At 66.9% G+C, this 20,887-nt stretch carries 13 protein-coding genes; 6 read left to right on the top strand and 7 right to left on the bottom strand.

Translation table 11 applies throughout. The annotated features are described in order from the left end of the window. Nucleotides 1–5: 5 nt before the first annotated feature. Entirely contained in the window at nucleotides 6–1,085 is a 1,080-nt protein-coding gene (locus tag AC56LU_RS01470; protein ID WP_497173812.1) for an SGNH/GDSL hydrolase family protein, read from the top strand. Between the two features lie 13 nt (nucleotides 1,086–1,098). On the opposite strand, the gene AC56LU_RS01475 is transcribed toward AC56LU_RS01470, so the two are convergent. Beyond that, entirely contained in the window at nucleotides 1,099–2,631 is a 1,533-nt protein-coding gene (locus tag AC56LU_RS01475) for a tryptophan halogenase family protein (protein ID WP_497173813.1), read from the bottom strand. 130 nt (nucleotides 2,632–2,761) lie between these two features. Then, nucleotides 2,762–4,534 carry a glycoside hydrolase family 9 protein gene (locus tag AC56LU_RS01480; protein ID WP_497173814.1) on the bottom strand — a complete coding sequence of 591 codons (1,773 nt, stop codon included), beginning with the start codon at nucleotides 4,532–4,534 and terminating at the stop codon, nucleotides 2,762–2,764. A 211-nt stretch (nucleotides 4,535–4,745) separates the two neighbouring features. On the opposite strand from AC56LU_RS01480, the gene AC56LU_RS01485 reads away from it, so the two are divergent. The 4 genes from AC56LU_RS01485 (at nucleotide 4,746) to AC56LU_RS01500 (ending at nucleotide 7,632) form a co-directional block, all read left to right on the top strand. After that, complete coding sequence (locus AC56LU_RS01485; RefSeq protein ID WP_497173815.1) at nucleotides 4,746–4,946, top strand: hypothetical protein; 201 nt, start codon at nucleotides 4,746–4,748, stop codon at nucleotides 4,944–4,946. A 133-nt stretch (nucleotides 4,947–5,079) separates the two neighbouring features. Beyond that, a complete protein-coding gene (locus AC56LU_RS01490; protein WP_497173816.1) occupies nucleotides 5,080–5,577 on the top strand; it encodes a GNAT family N-acetyltransferase in 498 nt (165 codons plus the stop codon). A gap of 187 nt (nucleotides 5,578–5,764) precedes the next feature. Next, the gene (locus AC56LU_RS01495; protein WP_497173817.1) at nucleotides 5,765–5,917 is read left to right on the top strand and encodes a hypothetical protein; all 153 of its coding nucleotides are present in this window, start codon (nucleotides 5,765–5,767) and stop codon (nucleotides 5,915–5,917) included. A 92-nt stretch (nucleotides 5,918–6,009) separates the two neighbouring features. Next, complete coding sequence (locus AC56LU_RS01500; RefSeq protein WP_497173818.1) at nucleotides 6,010–7,632, top strand: phytoene desaturase family protein; 1,623 nt, start codon at nucleotides 6,010–6,012, stop codon at nucleotides 7,630–7,632. On the opposite strand, the gene AC56LU_RS01505 is transcribed toward AC56LU_RS01500, so the two are convergent. The 4 genes from AC56LU_RS01505 to pelA all read right to left on the bottom strand — a co-directional run bounded on the left by AC56LU_RS01505 (nucleotide 7,629) and on the right by pelA (nucleotide 13,953). Further along, nucleotides 7,629–9,767 (bottom strand): hypothetical protein, encoded by a 2,139-nt coding sequence (locus AC56LU_RS01505; protein WP_497173819.1) that lies wholly within the window; start codon nucleotides 9,765–9,767, stop codon nucleotides 7,629–7,631. The genes AC56LU_RS01500 and AC56LU_RS01505 overlap by 4 nt on opposite strands. A 73-nt stretch (nucleotides 9,768–9,840) precedes the next feature. Beyond that, nucleotides 9,841–11,199, bottom strand: a complete 1,359-nt coding sequence (locus AC56LU_RS01510) for an oligogalacturonate lyase family protein (RefSeq protein WP_497173820.1) — start codon at nucleotides 11,197–11,199, stop codon at nucleotides 9,841–9,843. Next, a complete protein-coding gene (locus AC56LU_RS01515; RefSeq protein WP_497173821.1) occupies nucleotides 11,196–12,614 on the bottom strand; it encodes a glycoside hydrolase family 88/105 protein in 1,419 nt (472 codons plus the stop codon). The genes AC56LU_RS01510 and AC56LU_RS01515 overlap by 4 nt, the downstream gene beginning before the upstream one ends. 19 nt (nucleotides 12,615–12,633) lie before the next feature. Continuing rightward, entirely contained in the window at nucleotides 12,634–13,953 is a 1,320-nt protein-coding gene (gene pelA / locus AC56LU_RS01520; protein WP_497173822.1) for a pectate lyase, read from the bottom strand. 210 nt (nucleotides 13,954–14,163) lie between these two features. Between pelA and AC56LU_RS01525 the strand changes: the two genes are divergently transcribed. Beyond that, nucleotides 14,164–16,455 carry a hypothetical protein gene (locus AC56LU_RS01525; protein WP_497173823.1) on the top strand — a complete coding sequence of 764 codons (2,292 nt, stop codon included), beginning with the start codon at nucleotides 14,164–14,166 and terminating at the stop codon, nucleotides 16,453–16,455. A 247-nt stretch (nucleotides 16,456–16,702) separates the two neighbouring features. Here the strand turns inward: AC56LU_RS01525 and AC56LU_RS01530 are convergent, their stop codons facing one another. Continuing rightward, nucleotides 16,703–20,692: a TonB-dependent receptor gene (locus AC56LU_RS01530; protein WP_497173824.1), complete on the bottom strand. Its 3,990-nt coding sequence runs from the start codon at nucleotides 20,690–20,692 to the stop codon at nucleotides 16,703–16,705. Between the last annotated feature and the right edge of the window lie 195 nt (nucleotides 20,693–20,887).

Raw genomic sequence — 20,887 nt, forward strand, 5'->3', positions numbered from 1 at the left:
CTACGATGAAATTCCTGACGCCTTCTCTCATTCTGGCCGGCCTGCTGCACGCCGGCCTGGCCCTGGCCGCCACGCCTGTCTCGCCGGACGATGCAAAGCTGCAGTACGCCGGCCGCATCGACTTCTCGACGCCAGCCGCGCCGGTGATCTCCTGGCCGAACACCTCGATTGCCGGGCGTTTTACCGGCACCTCGCTGGCCATCAAGCTGGACGACCAGCGCGGCCGGAATTACTTCAACGTGTTCCTGGACGGCGACTTGTCCGCACCGCTGGTCGTGGAAGCCAGGCAGGGCGAGGCGACTTATGTGGTGGCGCAGAAGCTCGCCCCCGGCAGCCACAGCTTCCTGATCACCAAGCGCACCGAGGGCGAGGAGGGCGCGACCGTGTTCCGCGGCCTGGAGCTGGACGATGGCGCCCAGCTTCTGCCTCCTGCGCCGCGCTTGACGCGCCGGATCGAATTCTTCGGCGACTCGATCACGAGCGGCATGGGCAACGAGGGTGCGCTGAACGGCCGCGACGATGCGGGCAAGGACAAGAACAGTTTCCTGTCCTACGCGGCGATCACCGCCCGGCAGCTGAACGCGGAGGCGCACATGACCTCGCAGAGCGGCATCGGCGTGATGATCAGCTGGTTCCCGTTCACCATGCCGGATTTCTACGACCAGCTCAGCGCAGTCGGCAACAACGACAGCCAGTGGGATTTCAAGCGCTGGACGCCGGACGTGGTGGTGGTCAACCTGCTGCAGAACGACAGCTGGCTGATCGGCCGCGACCACATGCTGCAGCCTGAGCCGAACGACGCCCAGCGCGTCGATGCGTACAGGAACTTCGTGCAGCGCATCCGCCGCCTCTATCCGCAGGCCTACATCGTGTGCGCGCTCGGCAGCATGGACGCGACCCGGCCCGGTTCGCCGTGGCCGGGCTACGTGACGGCCGCCGTGCAGCAGATGCGCACGGGCGGCGACAAGCGGATCGATACGCTGTTCTTCGACTACACTGGCTACGGGCAGCATCCGAGGGTGCATCACCACATGGCGAACGCCGCCAGGCTGAGCGCCCTGGTGCGGGCCAGGATGGGCTGGTAGACCTGGAATCCGCTCAGGCGGCGCGCGGGCTTGCCGCCCCGAGCTGGCTTGTGATGAAGGCGTCATGGGTCGGCATCCGCGCCACGGCCTGCACAATCATGTCGCGCACGCCGGCGAAATGCCCATGTACTTCGCGGATGTCCACCCCATCCACGAAGGGATCGTAGCGCTTCGGCACCGCGCCCAGCCCCATCAGCATGGCCACGAATGAAGGCTCGGCGAAGCCGTCGCGGTCCAGGATCGCGACCCGCCCGGTCTCGCGGAACAGCTCGATCTGGTGGCGCAGCGAATCCGGGATCGGCATGTTGGCGCAGTAGCGCCAGAATTCCGAGTCGTCGCGCTTCGTCAGTTTGTAGTGCAGGACGATGAAATCGCGTACCGATTCGTAGCGCACGCCCATGTAGCGGTTGAACTCGTTCGCCAGTTCGGGGCGACATTCCCGGTCCGGAAACAGCTCGACCAGCTTGCCGACCGCGGTCTCGATCAGGCTGATGCTGGTCGATTCCAGCGGCTCGACGAAGCCGGCGGACAAGCCCACCGCGACGCAGTTCTTGATCCATGACTTGCGCCTGCGGCCGGTGACAAAGCGCAGCTGGCGCGGCTCGTCGAGCGCGGCGCCGTCGAGGGAGCCGAGCAGTAGCTCGCGTGCCCGCGCGTCGCTGGTGAAGGCGTTGCTGTAGACATGGCCGTTGCCGGTGCGGTGCTGTAGCGGGATGCGCCAGACCCAGCCCGCTTCCTTCGCCGTGGAGCGGGTATAGGGCGTCAGTGCTGCCGCGCTGGCGCAGGGCACGGCGAGCGCGCTGTTGCAGGGCAGCTGCTCGCTCCAGTCATCGTAGCCAGCCTTTAATGCCCCCTCGATCAGCAAGCCCCGGAATCCCGAGCAATCGACGAACAGGTCGCCCTCGACCCGGCGTCCGTCGCGCAGCTTGACCGCCGTGATGAAGCCGCTCTCCGGGTGCTGCTCCACTTCCACCACCGTACCCTCGATGCGCTGCGCGCCGTGCGCCACGGCGTAGTCGCGCAGGTATTCCGCGTACAGGCCGGCGTCGAAATGAAAGCCGTAGGAATACGCGGTGGTGATCGACGGCGTGCCCTCGTGCGGCGGCACGAACTTGTTGTTTCGCGCCATGATCGACGATACCGACCAGTTCTCCAGCGCCGGCATGTCCTTGAACTGCGTGGACATGCGCAGCCAGAACAAGTGGGAAGGGTGCCTGTCGAGCGAGGGACCGAAATCGCCGAATCCGTGGAAGAAGCGGTTGCCGAGGTGGCCCCAGTCCTTGAACTCGATGCCGAGCTTGTAGCTGGCCTTGGTACGCCGCACGAAGTCGTCGGGGTCGAGGCCCAGCGCGGCATTGTAGTAGCGGATGGTCGGCAAGGTCGCCTCGCCGACCCCGATGGTGCCGATGTCGGGCGACTCCACCAGGATCACCTCACAGGGTGCGTCGAGGCGGCGCGCCAGGCGCTGGGCCAGCGGGGCGGCCGTCATCCAGCCGGCGGTGCCCCCTCCCACGATCACGATCCGGCGGATTGGCTTGTCATTCATATTGTCTCCTGTTCTTGTACCTGCCTTGTGCACCCGCAGTGGGCGTCAATACCACAGGAAGTGTAGAGCAGGTTCGGATTGCCAGGCAATAAGAATGTTTGCGCCTAACAATCCGTGTTCGCCCGTGGCCTCAGCGCTGCAGCGAGGACAGTGCCGCCGCCACGTACACCAGCGGCGCATTCCAGTTGATGGCGATCTCGTTGCTGGCATAGCTGCACACGTGGTCCAGGTAGGACAGCGCCGGCAGCTTCGAGGGATAGCTCACAGGGCAATCCTTGGCGTCCTGCTGGCCCGGGTTGGGTCCGCCGGCGAGCATGCCCGGCACCGGGGCGGGGATGCCGTCGGCCTCGGAAGGACGGTGGTGCGGATGCATCGGCGAGCGCGCGCCAAAGCCGGTCACGAAGGACATGCCCGGTCCGTTGCGCCCGAGGACATGGTCGAGTGCCGACTGCGCCGCATCCAGGTAGTCCGGGCGCGGCTCCACGCGGTAGGCGGCCACCAGCATCATGGCCTGGTTCAGGATGACCGCGCTGCTGCCCCAGACGAAGTTCTTGGGTTCCATGCTGACGCGGTAGGGCGAGGCGCGCCAGCGCGCCGCCAGCGTGTCGGCCGTTGCAAGCAGCGCCTTGCGGGCCGGCGCTGCATCCATGCCCTTGGGCAGGCGCGCGCCGTGCTGGGCCAGCGAGATCCAGCCGAGCATGCCGACGTCGGCCCAGCCGGGTTCCGTGGCGCCCGGTTTTACCGCAATGGCGCCCAGCGCGCGTGCGCGGTAGGCCTCCTTGCCGGTGGCGATCAGGAGCTCGCTGGCGGCCCAGGCGAATTCGTCGTCCACGCGCTCGTCGCCGTAGGCGCCGGTCTGGATGTCGGCCGGCTGCCGGTACAGCACGTTCGGATTCGCCTCGGCCCAGCGCCAGGCTTTCTCGGCGGCGGCCAGGTAGCGTGCCGACCTTGGCAAGCCCGGTCCCGGCTGCAGGCTGTCGAAAGGCGCCAGCACCCGGCTCGCGGCGGCCATCACGGCGGCAAAATCGAGCGTGGCGGCGGTGGACTTCTGCACCACGTAGCGCGGCGCGGTGGCCTGGTCGGGCATCACCATGCCATCGAAGACCTTGTTGGTCAGCTTGTGGTAGACCCCGCCGTCATCCCGGTCCTGCATGCTCAGCATCCACTCCAGGTTCCACAGCGTTTCGTTGAGGATGTCGGGCATGCCGTTGCCGCTTTCCGGCAGGTTCAGCGGCAGTTTGTCGAACCAGTCCGGGAAATGCTCGTAGGCGGCCAGCAGGGTATAGGTGGTGATGCCGGAGTTGACGATGTACTTGTTGTAATCGCCGGCGTCGTACCAGCCTTTCGGACTGGAGATCACGGTGCCGGCCGGGCGCTTGCCCGACGCGGCCGATGGATGCACCAGCACGCGGGTGTCGGGATGGCCGAGCGGCCGCGCGTATGGCCCGGCCACGGCCGCCGTGAGGGCGACGCCGCTGCGGTTCAGGGTGTAGTTGCGGATGGCGGCGGCATTGAGCTCGCGATACACGTCGGGCTGGATGGCGAAGGGCGCCGAATCGGGCAGGCCCGCGCTGCGGAGTCGGTAGTTGCCGGGCGTGCGCAGGGCCGAAAAATCGGCCACGCGCACGCGTTCGCCCGAGGCCTCCCAGGTGGCGCCGGCGGCCATGCTGCCCTCGAACACCGGCTTGCCGGTGGCGGCATCGACGACGCTGAAGCCTGCCTGGGCCTCGCCCGGCACCACTGCCAGCTTCTGCGCGCCGGGCAGGAAGCCAACCTGGTTGAGCTTGATGGCGCGCGTCTCGGCGCCGGCCGCCGGCGCCGCACCGGCACCCCCGGTCAACAGGAGTGCGGCGCAGGCGGCGAGGCAGCAACGGGTGCCGGGCAGGTACGCGGATGGGTGCATGCAGTCTCCAGAGTTGTTATCGCGCGCAGCGTACGTTCGCGCTCGCGCTGTTGGAATTGGATGGTGGAGTGAAATCGATTTCATCTTAACGTCCAGTATCCACCAGAGTCAACGATCACGTTGCCGGCATGATGCGCACGTTCTGCGTTTGCAGCCAGGGCAGCCTGGGAGTATGCTGGAATTACACAAGAGCTTGGAAGTGGAGACAATCATGAAACTTCGGCCGCCATCATTGCATCTACCTGCACAGTTCCACGGTCCCGTGCGCTTCGGCCGCCGCTGGCGCAACCACGAATTGCCACTGCGCCTCATCCAGCTGGCCCTGTTCGTCGTGCTGGCAGCGGTCGCCGCGAAGACGATCGCCACCGGCGTCGCCCTGGCAATCAAGGCGGTCGCCGGGCTCGTGTCCTAGCGACGCGCGCTGCTCGCCGATGCCGTTGCAGCGCCGGTCCATGCGGAGCGGCGCCCGCGATACCGTTCGCGGCCGCATCTGCTGCGTCCGCATCTGCTGCGTCTATACTGGCGCCACCTTCAACGACTTTGCCGTGGCTGCCTTGACTCGCGTCCCGCTTCAGATCCGGCCCGCTGCCGCCGCCGACCAGGACTTCTTCGCCGACCTGTACCGCTCGACCCGCCCGGACCTGCTGGCGCTCCTCGCCGACCCCCGCTATATCGACGCGATCGTCGCCATGCAGGGGGCGGCGCAGGTGGCCGGGTACCGCAACAGTTATCCCGACGCGCAGTACCAGGTGCTGGAGCTGGACGGCTTGTGCGCCGGCCGGCTGGTTACGGCCGCCGTCGACGGGAACTTGCGGGTCGTCGATATCGCCGTCATCCCCTGGGCGCGCCGGCGCGGCGTGGCCGGCGAGGCGCTGCGCCGGGTGCAGGCGCAGGCCGCGCGGGAAGGATGCGACGTGACGCTGGCGGTACGCAGGGACAACGCCGGCGCAATCCGTTTGTATGCGGCGCTGGGCTTCGTGGTCGAGGACGAAGATGCCGTGAAATCCCAACTGCGCTGGCGCGCGGCCTCGCCCGGGCCCTGATGAACTGGATCGCGCCAAACACCAGGACGGCGTAGTGCGCATGTCCGATATTGCCGCCGATGATAATGCGCGAGGTGTAAGATATTGGTTTTGTGTATCGCTGAGATCAGATCTTGCAATTGGACTTATGTCTTTCGCACCCCTACACTGGTTCCATTGCCTAATGCTTGAGACGAAAGGAACCGACATGAGCACCGCCACCATCCCCAATACTGTTTTCGCCCGCCCGGCAGCCCCACGCGCCTTCGACTTCTGGCGCTCGCGTTTCGGCGCGCAGCTGCGCCGCGCCATCGAGCGCTCGGGTGAGTCCTATCTGGTGATGGGTTCGCGCTACCTGTAAAAGAGCAAGACCTCGCGACATTGCGAGGTGCACCAGCCCAGCCCTTGGGACATAATGCGCGTTGGATGTGACTACTGCGGAGGAGCAGGCAGATGCGCGACGCGATCATCATCGGGGGCGGCCATAACGGCCTGGTGTGCGCCTTTTACCTGGCCCGGGCCGGCCTGAAGGTCACCGTGCTGGAACGGCGCGGGGTGATCGGCGGCGCCGCCGTCACCGAGGAGTTTCACCCGGGTTTCCGCAACTCGGTCGCGGCCTACACGGTCTCGCTGCTCAACCCGAAGGTGATCGCCGACATGCACCTGGCCGGTCACGGCTTGCGCATCGTCGAGCGGCCGCTCTCCAATTTCCTTCCGCTCGACGACCGCAACTACCTGAAGCTCGGCGCCGGCAAGACCGAATCCGAGGTCGCCCGTTTCTCGCAACGCGACGCCGGCCGGCTCGCGGCCTACACCCGCCACCTCGACAGCGCCGCCGACCTGCTGCGCGAACTGGTGCTGCAAACGCCGCCAAACCGAGTGCAGGGCAGCTGGCTCACCGCACTGCCCGAACTCATCAAGGCCGGCAAGCTCGGCAAGCGCATGGCCGCGCGGTCGCTGTCTACCCAGCGCGAACTGCTCGACCTGTTCACCAAGTCGGCCGGCGACTACCTCGACGGCTGGTTCGAGAGCGCACCGATCAAGGCGGCCTATGGTTTCGACAGCGTGGTGGGTAATTACGCCAGCCCGTACACCCCCGGCTCCGCCTACGTGCTGCTGCACCACGTGTTCGGTGAAGTGAATGGCAAGAAGGGCGCCTGGGGCCACGCCATCGGCGGCATGGGAGCGATCACGCAGGCCATGGCCAAGGCCGCCCAAGCGCATGGCGTGGAGATCCGCCTTGGGTGCGCGGTAGACGAGGTGCTGCTCGAGCATGGCCGGGCCAGCGGCGTGGTGACCAGCAAAGGCGAGCGCCTCGATGCGCGGGTCGTGGTGTCGAACCTGAATCCACGCCTTTTGTATACCCGGCTGGTCGATCCGGCTGCGTTGCCCGAGGACTTCCTGCGCCGCATGCAGGCCTGGCGCTGCGGTTCCGGCACCTTCCGCATGAACGTGGCGCTGTCGGAACTGCCGAGCTTCAGCTGCCTGCCCGGCACCAAAGCAGCCGAGCACCATGGCAGCGGCATCATCATCGCCCCCAGCCTGCATTACATGGAACGGGCCTACATGGATGCGCGCACCCATGGCTGGTCGCGTGAACCGATCGTCGAAGTGCTCATTCCGTCCACGCTCGACCCGACCCTGGCGCCCGAAGGGCAACATGTGGCCAGCCTGTTCTGCCAGCACGTGGCGCCCCAGTTGCCCGACGGCGCGAGCTGGGACGAGCACCGCGAACAGGTGGCCGACCTGATGATCGAGACGGTCGACCGCTACGCGCCCAACTTCAGGCGCTCCGTGCTCGGCCGCCAGATCATGAGCCCGCTTGACCTGGAGCGTACCTTCGGCCTGGTGGGCGGCGACATCTTCCACGGCGCGCTGGGACTCGACCAGCTGTTCGCGGCCCGACCCATGCTGGGCCATGCCGATTACCGCGGGCCGGTCGCCGGCCTGTACACCTGTGGTTCGGGCACCCATCCGGGCGGCGGCGTCACGGGCGCGCCGGGGCACAACGCGGCGCACGAGGTGCTGCGCGATTTCGCGCGCGGGCGCCAGGAGCTCAAGGCAGCTTCCCTTTAAGGCAGTGCCTTGAACCCTTCCGCACGCACCACCCAGCTGCCGTCCGTCGGGAAACCGGGCGCCGGCCGGTCCGGTGCGCCGTCCCAGCCGCCGGCCATCAAGGCCACCGCGGCCAGCAGTGCGCCGTTGCCCGGCAGGTAAACGGGCAGCCTGAAGTTCTGGTTATGACCGGCGCGCGAATAGCCGTTGTTCGGACCATCGGTCTTGAGCAGCACGTTCACCGCGGCTTGCGTCTCGCCCAGCCGCGCCGCCGTCATCGCGATCATCGGATAATCCCAGCCCCAGATCTTGGTCTTCCAGTCCCAGCCCGCCAGCACCGAATGCAGGGTGCGGCGCATGGTCTCGACGTCGACGCCGTCGCCGGGCAACTGGCCCAGGGCCATCAGGAAGGAGGGGTGGTCGTGGCGGCTGTCGATGTTCTCCCAGGTGTCCGGGTGCGATTCCAGCGCCACGTATTTGCCATCCTTCTGCGGCAGGGCCGCCAGGTGAGTGCGCCGATGTTCCCAGCCGGGTTCGCGCCCCAGGCCGAGGCGCTCGCGCCACTGCTGCGCGATTTCCAGCCCGCGCGCCCAGTAACTCAGTTCGTAGGCCGGATTCATGCTGGTGGACTGGTCGTGGATCTCCTGCGCGATCCACAGCGGCGGCCCGAGCACGTAGCGCTTGTTCGCGTCGTCCCAGTGCAGCATGGACGCCATCGCATCCGCGGTCTCGAACACCAGTTCGCGGTAACGCTCGAGGGTGGCCGGCGTGGGGGCGGCACGGTACATCAGTTCGGCCAGGTGAATCGGGTGCGGCTGGTTCCACACGATCAGCGGATTGCCGCCGGGGCTCTCGCGCCCGCCCGGGCCGGTCATCTTCATCCAGCGCGCACCGCGCAGGCCGCGTTCCTGCGCGACCGCACGCGCCGCAGGCAGCGTGCGCTGGAACCAGCCGAGCGTGCGCGCGGTGAATGCGGGCCGGCCCCACAGGGCGAAGTGCGCGGTATGCCACCACACCATCTCGGTATGGTGCTTGCCGTACCAGGTGGACGTCGTCAAGCCGCTTTCGGAGGCCGGCAGCGTGTCGCCCATCTGGATCGCCATCAGGTACTGCGACAGCACCACGCGGCGTTCGAGCTCGTGCGCGCGCGGATCAGTGCTGCCGCTGAAGTCGATGGCGGCGCCGCTGCGCCAGAAGGCGGGCCAATGCGCGTCGGCGTCCTTGAACACGGCGGCCGTGTCGCGGACCGGCGCGATGCCGTCCTGGACGAAGGCGACGGTGAGTTCGAGCGTGTCGCCGGCGCGCGGGGCGATCTCGAACACGTGCGGGGCCGGCCGGGTGATCGTCAGCGCGCCGCGGCTGGTCAGCGTTATCGCATAGCGAGAGGCGTCGCGCCGGTGCTCGACGACGAGTCGCCGGCCACCTTGTTCCAGTACGGTGCTGCGATGTGCGCCCGGCTGCGAAAAATCGAGCGGCGGATTGTGGTGGGTCGCCGCCTTGCCGTAGCCATGGGGCAGGGCGATCCGCACCGCGACCCGGCCGCTGGCCAATAGCGGCGAACGGATCTTCAGCGCCAGGGTATCGCTGCCGGGGCTGACGGCGCTGTCGACGCCGAGCGGCTGTCCCAGCAGCCTGGCGCGGCTGTGGAGACGGCCCTTCCACAGGTCGAGGCGCTGGTCGACGGCCGCGATATCCTCCGGTGCGATGGCACGCGCCCCCGGGCCGGTGAGCACGAAGCCGATCCGCGGCAGCGGCTGGGTATGCGGATTCTCGCGCAGCCACTGGCCGGCAGGCGACTTGGCGTCGGTCGGGTAGCCGAGGGTGCGGCCGTGGGCCGTGTAGTCGCGGTTGGCATCACGCAGCCGGTAGCCGCGCGGGTTGGGGTCTTCGTGCCACGACCAGCGCGCCTGGGTCTCGAGCGGAATGCCCTTGGCGTGGTAGTGGTCCGGCAGGGTCTGCAGGCCGGTGACGTCTGCCGTGAAGGCGAAGCGCCCGTTGCCCAAGGAGAGCGGCGCCAGCGGATCGATGGCTTCCAGCCGCGGGGCGTGGCGGCTGACGACGGCCTCGCGGTCGATCGGCTTTACCGGCGACGCGGCGGCGGCGGCGCTGGCGATGGCGGCGCACAGGAAAAGATGGGCGGGGAAGGGCAGGCGCAAGGCAGGCTCCGTTGGTGGAGGAGGTTGATCGGGCAAGTGTAGCCGAAACGGCTTGCCCGGAACCCCCTTGTCGCTATGCGCCGGACGGCCTTGCGTCGACCGCATACACGTGCTGCGCCCCATGCATGTTCGAGGCGAACACCAGCCATTTGCCGTCCGGCGTGAAGCGCAGGTTCGGCTCGAGGCGGTAGTCGTGGGCAGCCATGTCGACCAGCCGGGTTGGCTTGAACTTCTCGATGGTGATCAAGCTGTCGTCGTAGGACGCCAGGTCGGCATCGACGATGTCTTCCCCCTGCAGCAGCGAGATCCACTTGCCGTCCGGGGCATGGGCCACCATGTCGGCGTCGCCCCCATCGCTGGCGAAGGTCTTGTTGTCGGGCGCGATATTGAAGTGCACGCCCCAGTCGTTGGCCTCCAGGCGCTTCCACACCCGCCGGCCGGTGGCCAGTTCCAGGCCGGCCACCCAGAACACCTGGCCGCGCGGGGTCTGCAGGTCGTACCACAGCCATTTGCCGTCATGGCTGAAGAACTCGTGGCCCCAGATCTCGAAGTTCATGGTGCGGGTATGGACGCTTTTCAAGCCGCCGCCATCGGACTGGATCAGCTTGATGCGGTCGACCCGGTGCCACGGACCTTCCATGCAGAAGCGGATCAGCTTCGGGTCGGTCGGTGAAAACTGCGCATGGCCGATCCATTCCTCGGTCTTGTAGAGCACCTTGCGGGCGCCGCTCTTCAGGTCGATGGTGAACAGCTCGGCCGGCACCCGCGCCGACCAGCGTTCCAGCATGCGCACGCCCTTGGCCTTGGCGAAGTTGAGCGGCTTGCCGTCGGGGCCGAGGGCGGCATACTCGGTGTTGCCGAATTTGGCGATGCTGGCCGCATCCTTCGGCTGCAGCGGCTTGGCGCCATAGGACACCTGTCCCAGCAGCAGGCTGTCGTCGGCATTCGAGGCGGTGATGCCGCCGGCTGCGATGCGGGCCAGCTTGCGCACCTTCTTCGTGTCGACGTGGACGGCGTAGATGGTCTTCGGGCGGTCGGCCGCTTCGCCCGGGCCCGGTTCGGTCACCGAATACACCGCCTCGCGCGTGGTGCGCAGCATGAACAGCAGGTCGTTCTCGCGGCCCGGCGCCAGCAGCGTGGTCTTCCAGTCCGCCAGGCGCACGCCCATGATGCCGGACGGCGACTTGATGACCATGACGTCGCCCTCGGGCGTGTATGCGTGGCGGTAGAAGTACAGCACGCCGGAGCCGGCTTCTTCCGAAATGCGCACGATGCGGCGGCCGGTCTTCGGGTCGGTGAATTGCTTCGGGATCGGTCCGCTGAATGGTGCTGGCGCGACGGGCGCGGGCGCCTGCGCGCGGGCTTGCGACATTGCCAGCGGCAGCAGCGCGGACGCGCCCCACAGGCCCTTCAATACGGTGCGGCGGCTCATTTGCTGCTCCTTGCGGGGGTTGCCAGTTTGGCGGGGTCATAGGCCAGCGCCCGGGTCGCGCGCATTTCCTGTTCGCGGCGCGCTTTCTCCAGGTCGCCGACGATGGTTCTCGGCGGTGGCGGGGTGGGTGTGGTGGCGGCGATGGTCGCGTCGTCGTCGCGCGGCACGGCGGGTTCGGGCAGCGACTGCGCCGGGCCGTGCAGGTCCATCACCTCCAGCCCGGCCAGCAGGTAGGCGCCGGTGGCATAGGGACCGACATCGCCGGCCTCGGTCGGCACCGGACGGTCGCCGGTCTTCTGGGCCGCGCCGACCAGGCCGTTCGGCAGCACCTGGCGGTTGAGCGCCGCCCAGCCGCGCGTGACCGCCGGCTGGTAGGCCTGCCGGTCCAGCAAGCCGTGGTTGATGCCCCAGGCCAGCGCGTAGACGAAGAAGCCGGAGCCCGAGGTTTCCGGTTCGGGGAAGCTCTTCGGGTCGTTCATGTCGCTGCGCCACAGGCCATCCGGCTGCTGCAGTTCGACGACGCGGCTGGCCATCTTGCGGAAGATGTCGAGGTAGAATGCGCGGCCCTCGAAGTTGGCGGGCATGGCTTCCAGGGTGCGCGCCAGGCCGCCCATCACCCAGCCGTTGCCGCGGGCCCAGTAGACCGGCTTGCCGCCGGCGCCGAAATGGTCCTGGTTCTTGAAGCGCTCGTCGCGCAGGAACAGGCGGTCCTGTTCGACCCACAGGCGGGCCGCAGTGCGCCGCCATTCCTTGTCCATCGCGCGCAGGTATGTGAGGTCGCCGCTCAAGCTCGACTGGCGCGCCAGCACCGGCGGGGCCATGAACAGCGCGTCGCACCACCACCAGACCAGGGTCTCGGTTTCCTGCGGCCGGTTCAGGTGCGGCAGCATGAAGTCCAGCCGCTGCTGCAGCGGCATGATCACGCCCTGCTGGCCGCGCCGGGCATATAGTTCCTGGTACAGGTCGCCGATGGCGACATCGTCGGCATTGAGCAGGGTGCGCTCGGCCCGCGCCCCGCGCAGCGCGTAGTTGTAGTGGTCGGCCACGGCACTGAGGAAGCGCAGCACCTCGCGGTTCTGCGTCACCCGCGCCAGCCTGGCTGCACCGACGTAAAAGGTGGCGGCCACCCAGTTGGACGAGATCTCGGACAGGTTCGACCCGGTCGCCATCTGGATCGGGCGCCGGCTCATGTCGGCGATCTGCGACATGGCGACGTAGTCGAGGGCCGCGAGCACCGAGGCGCGGGCCGGCAGCGCCGTGGCCACGAAGTCCAGGTTCGGCCGGGGCGGCGCGGTGAGCCAGCTGGCCTCGATGCCAGCCACGGGCGTGTTGACGTCAGATGCGCTCGAGGGCGCGGCCAGCAGGCAGGCAATGGCGCCCAGCAGGGCGCCATTGCGTAAAACAGAGAAATTCATGGGTAGGTGTCCTGTTCGTTTATTGCGCGCCCGCCGTGCCGGCCAGCTTGCGTTTCCACTGGTCGTAGGCGTCGATCGCCTTCTGCGGCGCATTGCTCCACCACGAATAGCCGTTGCGGCGGCCTTTCGAGATGAAATTGACGTCGTCGTGGATCGACTTGTCGCGGTCGCCGAAGATCGGCTTGCCGGTCTGGATATCGTAGTTGCGCGACCAGATCGGGCCCGCGCCCGGCCTGTCGATCAGCTTGCGGCCTTCTTCTTCGCTGACCTTGGTGAAGGCCTTGCCATAGACCGCGCTCTCCTTGAGCCAGGCGATGCCGGCCTCGATCGCGGCGCGGATCTCCGGCGTCTGTTCCGGCTGGCGCATCAGGAACATCAACACCTCGGCGCTTTCGGCGCTGGCCAGCGAGCGCGGCTCGTAGTTGCGCGCGGAGATCGGCTTGAGGGTGATGGCGTCGACCTGCTGCGGCCAGACCGTCTTCTTCCCGTTGACCACCACCTGGGCGTCGAGGATCGGCCGAATCGCACGCGCACTTGCCGCCCCGGCCTGCTGGCGCAAGTCCTTGGCCACGAAGGCGAAGTCCGGATGGCCTTCGGCGATGTCTTCGAGGACCATGGCCGCTTCGGCGACGGCGTTGTCGTTGAAGGTGATCCCGTCGTGGAAGCCGCCTTCGAGCGGAAAGTTCTGCGGCCAGCCGCCGTTCGGATACTGCGCCATCAAGAGGTAGCCGATGGCCTTGATGATGCTGGCGCGCCAGGCGTCGCCTTCCTTGCCCGGCGCCTGCGCCTGCACCCGGCCCAGGAAGCGCATCTCGGTGGTGGTCGCGCCGTTGTCGAGCGTGCCCACGAAGGTCCAGAAGCGGTCTTGCGGCGTGTCGAAGTTGCCGGGTTCGCCCTGCATGGTTTCGGCGTCGTTGGCGTAGCGCTGGCCGCGCAGGCGCGGCGGCTTGCTGCGGTCCTGGTTCTTGCTCCAGCCGCCGGACGGGGTCTGGAAGCTGACGATGGTGTCGGCGATGGCGCGCGCCTCCGGCGAGGCGTACCAGGCGGCGTCTTTATTCAGCGGCATCTTGCCGCTGCCCGCGAGCGGAGCGGGAGGCGCCGTTTCGCCGGCCTTGAGTTCGGCGGCCAGGGTGTCGCGGTCGAACTGGCGTTGTTTCTGGGAACGGGCGATGTACTCGGCCCAGGCGGCGCGCTGGGCGGCCGGCAGTTCTGCCAGGCGCTCGGGGGTGACCTGGAGCGCGGGGGTATTGGTGCCGATGACCGTGGCGAATGCAGGCGCGGCGAGCGCGGCGACGAAATACGCGGCGCCGATCAGGGCCGTTCCTCGGGAAATCTTCATGCTGTCTCCATCGTTGGTGTTATCGGAACTAGGCTGCCCCGTAAACCTTAAGACTGCCGGCAGGCCGATTTCCTCAAGCCGAAAGGGCAAAAACCGGAAACGCGCACGCCGATGATTAATTCGAATCGCCGGCCCTGCAAAGCGTCGCTTTTTGTCCTGCCCTATGGTTGAATCCGAAGGTTTTTTCCTGCACAAGAGAGGTTCACCGTCATGGCTCCGATTCTGTTTTCGCGCCGCCGCATGATGCTCGCCACGGCCGCAGCCGGGACCGCACTGGCCTTGCCAGGTACAGCCCCTGCGGCCGACCGGATCGACCGCAAGGCCCTGGTCCGGCGCCATAATCCGGTGCTGCGCGCGGTCGACCCGTCTGCGCCCCTCATGCTGGGCAATGGGAACATCGGCTTCACGGCCGACATCACCGGCCTGCAGACCTTTACCGAGCCCTACAGCAAGATCGCGCCGCTCTTGATAGAAGCCCAGTGGGCCTGGCACAGCTTCCCGAATCCGAAGGGCTACACCGTAGCGGACACCCAGGTCGAGATTCCGGTGGCGGGCCACACCCGCCGCTATGGCTACATCAAGGACTGGGCGGACGCCGCGAAGAACCCGGCGGTGGCCTGGATCCGCGAGAATCCGCACCGTTTCTCGCTGGGCCGCCTGGCGCTCGACCTGCGCGCGCGCGACGGTTCGCCGGCGCGCTTCGCGGATATCGGGCAAGCTTACCAGAGCCTCGACCTGTGGACCGGTACCCTGACCAGCCGCTTCGTCTACGACGGCGAGGCGGTCACGGTGCTCACGCGGGTCCTGCCGGACCAGGATACCATCGTGGCCGAGGTGCGCTCCCTGCTCGTGGCGCAGGGACGCCTGGGCGTGGCGGTACGCTTCCCGGGTGTGTCGAAGACGCTCAATCCCGATCCTTCGGACTGGACCAATCCCGGCGCGCACGCCACCGCGGAACTGTCGCGCAAGCCCGGCGAGCTGCGTCTGCGGCGCCAGGTCGACGCCACCATCTATCACGCGGCCATCGGTGCGCCGGGCGCCGCGATCGTGCAAACGGATAGTCACGCGTACCGGATCGGCAGCAAGGCCGCGACCTTGACCGTGATGCTGCAGTTGTCGCCGAAGGCCGGGGCCGCGCTGCCCAGCCCGATACGGGCAGCTGCGGCCGTGGCACGCCACTGGAACCGGTACTGGCTCGATGGTGGCATGGTCGACTTCTCCGGCTCCCAGGATCCGCGCGCATTCGAGCTGGAACGGCGCGTCATCCTGTCGCAATACCTGATGGCGGTGAACGCCGCCGGCAGCTTCGCGCCGCAGGAAGAAGGTCTGTTCTCGAACAGCTGGAACGGCAAGTCGCACCTCGAGATGCACCCCTGGCACGCGGCCCACTTCGCGCTGTGGGGCCGGCCGCAGCTGCTGGAGCGCAGCCTGGGCTGGTATGTGGGGCACCTGGTGAAGGCAAAGGCGCGCGCGGCGGAGCAGGGCGTGCAGGGGGCCTGGTGGCCGAAGATGATCGGTCCGGACGGCGTCGACAGCCCGTCCAAGGTCTCGCCCTTCATCATGTGGCAGCAGCCGCACCCGATCTACATGAGCGAACTGCTGTGGCGTGCAGGCGGCGGCAAACCTGGCCAAATGCGGGTGTTGAAGGCCTACGGCGAACTGGTCGAGGAGACCGCGAACCTGCTGGCCTCGTTCCCGCAGCTTGATCCAGCCACCGGCAAGCTCCGTCTCGGTCCGCCGATCATCCCGGTGCAGGAAAACTTCGCGCCGATGAGCACCTTCGATCCGGCCTTCGAAATCGCCTACTACCGCTGGGGCATCGAGACGGCCCAGGCGTGGCGCGAGCGCGCCGGCAAGCCGCGGCGTGCCGACTGGGATGCGCTGCTCGTCAAATGGCCGGCGCTGCCCGAGAAGGACGGCCTGTACCTGCCGGTGCGCTCGGAGCCCGATTTCTGGACGAAGGCGGCCGGCAGTTGCAAGTCGAACGCGCTCGACGACAGTTGCCAGAACCGCGACCACATGTCGTTCCTGATGCCGCTCGGCTGGCTGCCCGGCCGCGACGTCGACAAGGCCATCATGCGCGCCACCCTGGACCGCATGAAGCGCGACTGGGACCTGCGCCAGACCTGGGGCTGGGATTATCCGATGATGGCCATGACCGCCGCCCGCCTGGGCGCGCCGGAAGAGGCGATCGACTGGCTGTTTTTTGATGCGAAGAACAACCGGTTCGGCAGCAGCGGCATGACCCCGCGCGTGCACCTGGACGCGCACGCCGCCCATTTCGTGCCGGCGGCAACCGGGGCCGGCGTCCAACAGGCCGCTGCCGGCCCTGATGGCCCCGGCTACCAGCGCGCGGCGGAGACCTACTTCCCCTCGAACGGCGGTTTGCTGCTGGCGGTTGCGCTCATGGCGGGTGGCTGGGACGGCCGGCGTGGCGTGGCGCCCGGGTTCCCCAAAACCGGCTGGAAGCTCAAGGTCGAAGGCATTCTGCCGTCCTTGTGACCCGTAGGGTGGGCGGCTCCACCCGGCGGTGTGATCTGCCTGCGGCGCTCCCGCCGCCCACGCGTTCAAACAGTCCTTGAGTAATCGTCGGATCTGTTCACAAGGGAGTTGAACGCGTGGGCGGCAGTGAGACAGCGGGTCATTCATGTTCCAGAGTGGAGCCGCCCACCCTACGACACCCGGCAGCGCAAATAGAAAAGCCGCCATTCCCGCTTCCACGGGAATGGCGGTTTTCGCATGACGCCCTTTACATCGTCCGGAAATTCACCCCGAACATGATGCGGCGGCCCGAATACGCGAAGTCCAGGATGTTCGGCGTGCCGTCGGCGAAGGGCGCGTACGGGCCCTGGCTGTGCGACACGGTCGCGTTGCCGATGTTGCGGCCTTCGACGAATACCTCGACCATCGGCGAGTACCGGTACGAGATCTTGGCGTCAATGAAGCGGGTGGCATCGGTGAAGTTCGGCGAACCCGGGTTGTAGGTGGTGCTGGTGCGCCCGCCCCCCACGTTCGGGTAGTTGTACATGCTGGTCGTCTTGCCGCAGGCGGCGATGCAGTTGAAGTAGGAGCCCACGGCCTGCAGGGCGATGCGGGCCGACAGCCTGCCGTCGTCGTACCACAGCGCGGCGTTGTAGGTGTACTTCGGCTCGTTCTGCGGCGGCAGCGGGGTGCCGGTCAGGAGGTCGACGATGTTCGCCTTCGAGGTGGACGAATGCATCTTCGAGTAGTTCGCATCGAAGCCGGTGTAGCGCAGCAGCCAGGGCAGGAAGGTGAACGCCGTCTTGCCGCTGAACTCGACGCCGCGGCGGCCCGTCGTGGCGCCGTTCATCCAGGTGGAGTAGTCGAACAGCTGGCCGGCCAGCGTCTCGCCGGTAACGGGATTGACCATGTCCGAGTTGGCGAACAGCGGCGATTGCGACACGCCCTGGGCGATCGCGCCGCCGATCTTGCCGTCCTGGCGGAAGGCCGTCGCGGTCAGCATCGTGTCGCGGTTCGGATACCACTCGACGGACAGGTTCTGGTTGAAGTTCTTCTGCGCGGCCAGTTCCGGATTGCCGACCGTGCCCGAGCACGACTGCCCGTCTTCGCCCAGGTCGGCCGCTACCTGGTCATAGGTGCAGGAACCCGATGCCAGCAGGCGCGAGACCGGCGGCCGGGCCACCGTCTTGGCGGCGCTGTAGCGCAGCACCAGCTTGTCCGGCACCAGCCAGGTGGCCAGGTTCAGGCTCGGCAGGAGGTCGCTGGTCTGGGCACTGATGGCCGTGGCTTGCTGCACCCTCATCCTGGTGGTACCGCCCACCGCATCCGGGAAGTTCGGGTCGAAGCTGTCCGTCTTCATGATGGCCGTGAAGCTCATCATGCCGGTGCCATGCACCTTGGTACGCACGTAGCGCACGCCCACGTTGCCTTCCAGTTCCAGGCCGAAGGGCAGCGAACGGTCCGTGAAGGGCAGGTGATCCAGGCCGAAGTCGCCCATCAGGTAGAAGGCGTCGGTGCGTTCCTTCAGGTGGTTGGCCGGCTGCGCGTACACCTTGCCGTCGCTGGCGGTGCAGAATTTCACGCAGTTGAAGTTGGTGTTGCCGACCTGGGAGATGGCGAACAGTTTTTCCACGTCGATCTGGGTCCAGTTGTCGATCAGGCCGGCGGGACGGTCCTTGGCGCCGTGGAAGAACTGTGTCGGCGTGGCTTTCAGCGTCATGACCTGGTTCAGCATGTCGACGAACTGTGGGATCGTGTAGACCATCGCGCCGTCCAGCGACTGGCGGATGTCGCCCTTCGGGATCCAGCCATAGACGCACTTGTTGCCGCCCGGCGCCAGCGAGCCCGGCGTGTCGGCGCAGCCGTACATGGTGCTGCGCAGGGTCGGCGATGGCATCACGATCGGCGGCACATAACCCGGTGTGCCGAAGGTGCCTTGCGGATCGCGCAGGTTGTAGCCGCCGTTGTTCAGGTTCCAGTTGTCGTTGCGCGTGTCGCGCATGTTGTAGCCGGCCTTGAAGCGCTTGAAGAGCGGGACGGCGTCCGGCGTGTTCCAGGTCGCGTCGACCTTCGCGGTACGCTCCGAGGTGTGGTACTCGGTCGGCACCCAGGTCAGGTTCGGCGACGAGGTGCCGGCATTCTGCTGGGCGGCCGTGTAGGCGGGCGCGGTGTTGGTCGTGTACACGGACGGCAGCACGGCGCCGCTGGCGCCGCGCGGGAACAGCGCGGCGAAGCGCGAGGAATCGGCGGCGGTGATCGGATTGACGTTCGGGAAGCTGTAGGTCCACAGGCCGTTCGGCATCACGCTCATCGAGCCGGTGCCGTAGTAGTCGTTCAGCGTGAGGTCCTTGACGCCCTTCTTGAAATCGGACTGGGCGTCGCCCGCGAAGAAGTCGACATTGAAGCCGCCGCGCTTGAAGTTGCCGCCCAGTTGCAGGTAGCGCGCCGTGGTCTCGCCGATGCCATGGCTCTGGTTGGTCTTCGCCACGCCATTGCTGTTGGTATTGTTGAAGGTGTACGAGGTCAGGTGGTGGTTGGCGTCGACCACGGCGGAACCGGGCTGCACGTTGCTGGTGCCGTTCTGCACCGACATATTACCCAGCGAGAAAGCCAGCGTATTGATGTCGTTGTGGCGCTTGTTGTAGCTGCCTTTCCCGAACACGGTCAGTTCGTCGGTCACCTTGAAGTCGGCGCGCAGGTCGAGGTTCTTGCGGCGGTCGATCTCGCGCCGCACCACGTAGCGCGGGCCGGACGGGGTGTAGTCGTTCCACTGGTTCAGGCAGGTATTGAGCTCGTTGGTACGCTGGTTCTGGGCCGCGGTGCGCGCCGAGGACGAAATCTGGTTCAGCTGGGCGCTTGATATCGGCGCGAAGATCGCGCGGCATTCATCCTTGCTCTGCGCCCCGGCCGAGCGGGTGACCATTTCCAGCGGCGTGGCCGAGTTGAAGAAGCCGCCGCCCGTCAATGCCGAGCGCACCAGCGGCGTGGTGCTGGTGGCATCGGCCGTGTTGACGGTGCCCGGCTGGTAGCTGAAGGTCTTCTCCGGCGAGTTGTCGAAGTCGAACAGCCGGTAGTATCCCTGCCAGCCATTGTTGCCGCCACCCGACACCTCGGTCTTGTGGCCTTCGTTGTCCAGGGTGGTGGTCGATGCGTTGAGCAGCAGGCCCAGGCGCCCCTTCATGTACTTGTTCGCCAGGATCAGGTTGGCGTCCGGCTGCCATTTCTTGTTCAGGCTGTTCTGGCTGCCCGCGACACGGAGCGAGGCGAACGGCTTCTTGAAATCGAGGCCGGTACGGGTCTTGATCTGGATGCCGCCGCCCAGCGAACCCTCGGTCATGTCGGCGGTCGAGCCTTTGACGACGTCGACGCTCTTGATCAGGTCCGCCGACAGCTGGCGGAATTCGACGGCGCGGCCGTCGCCGCCGCCGGCCATGTCGCTGCCGCCGGCCGACTGCACGGCCTGGCCGTCCAGTTCGACGCGGGTCAGGTCCGGACCGTTGCCGCGCACCGATACGGTGACGCCTTCACCGAAGTCGCCGCGGTCCAGCGCGATGCCGGCGATGCGTGAGATCGCTTCGCCGACGTTACGGTCCGGCAGGCTGCCGACGTCTTCGGCGACGATCGAATCGATTGCGGTGGCGGCGTTCTTCTTGCGGTCGATGCTCGACTGCTGCGATGCGCGGGTCGCCACCACCTTCACTTGCTGCACGCCGTCGTCGCCCTTCTGGCCGGCCGGCTGGGCCGTCGCTTCCGGTGTCCGCACTTGCGCGCCGGGCGCCTGTTCCTGCTCCTGGGCATGCGCCAGCGGTGCGCCCATCATGAGTACGGCCGCCGAGACCGCGACGCATGTCGCCTTGCGCCGGCCAGGGAAATTATTTTTCGTCATTGTCTCTTCCGATATTTTCGAATCGTTGGGGTGTTTCCCTGGTGATCCCGGCGGTCGCGCCAGGATCACCACGGTGCCACCGGAGCTGACTCGTCCGACCAGATTAGTGCACGCCAGCAGTCGATCGACCGCCTCGGAGATGACGAATGTGCCGTTCAGCGCCTCAAGGGCCACACCATCGAGGATGTCCGCTGAAGTCAATATGTTGATGCCGGCCTGGCGCGCGAATTCCGGAATCGAATCGGTCGCCGGGCCTGCAGGAATATTGAATGGCCGCGGTAGTTCCTGGGCGATCGTGGCGCCCGGATGCGCAGCCATGCTCACGGCCAGGATGATGCCGGCCGCGTTGGCGTATGGGTGCATGGAATGCATGCACGTCTCCTCTAATCTATTGTCGGAACTATGTTGCTCCGTATTTGTAAAGACTGCCGGCGACGGCAGCTTCCTCAGGCTGTTTTCTTCTACACCCCAAATGCTCAAAAAAATGACCGAACCGGCATGTTCCGCTAAATATCAAGGCATACCGCGCGCGGCGGTAATTACTCAGGAAGATGAGTGAAACCGGCA

This window comes from Telluria sp. PB2R4 (genome assembly GCF_059685695.1).

Excerpts from the sequence above, each read along its gene's own strand:
- AC56LU_RS01485 (WP_497173815.1), top strand. The coding sequence starts at position 4,746 with ATGAAACTTCGGCCGCCATCATTGCATCTACCTGCACAGTTCCACGGT.
- AC56LU_RS01510 (WP_497173820.1), bottom strand. The coding sequence starts at position 11,199 with ATGAGCCGCCGCACCGTATTGAAGGGCCTGTGGGGCGCGTCCGCGCTG.
- AC56LU_RS01515 (WP_497173821.1), bottom strand. The coding sequence starts at position 12,614 with ATGAATTTCTCTGTTTTACGCAATGGCGCCCTGCTGGGCGCCATTGCC.
- AC56LU_RS01480 (WP_497173814.1), bottom strand. The coding sequence starts at position 4,534 with ATGCACCCATCCGCGTACCTGCCCGGCACCCGTTGCTGCCTCGCCGCC.
- AC56LU_RS01475 (WP_497173813.1), bottom strand. The coding sequence starts at position 2,631 with ATGAATGACAAGCCAATCCGCCGGATCGTGATCGTGGGAGGGGGCACC.
- pelA (WP_497173822.1), bottom strand. The coding sequence starts at position 13,953 with ATGAAGATTTCCCGAGGAACGGCCCTGATCGGCGCCGCGTATTTCGTC.
- AC56LU_RS01530 (WP_497173824.1), bottom strand. The coding sequence starts at position 20,692 with ATGCATTCCATGCACCCATACGCCAACGCGGCCGGCATCATCCTGGCC.
- AC56LU_RS01470 (WP_497173812.1), top strand. The coding sequence starts at position 6 with ATGAAATTCCTGACGCCTTCTCTCATTCTGGCCGGCCTGCTGCACGCC.
- AC56LU_RS01525 (WP_497173823.1), top strand. The coding sequence starts at position 14,164 with ATGGCTCCGATTCTGTTTTCGCGCCGCCGCATGATGCTCGCCACGGCC.
- AC56LU_RS01495 (WP_497173817.1), top strand. The coding sequence starts at position 5,765 with ATGAGCACCGCCACCATCCCCAATACTGTTTTCGCCCGCCCGGCAGCC.
- AC56LU_RS01500 (WP_497173818.1), top strand. The coding sequence starts at position 6,010 with ATGCGCGACGCGATCATCATCGGGGGCGGCCATAACGGCCTGGTGTGC.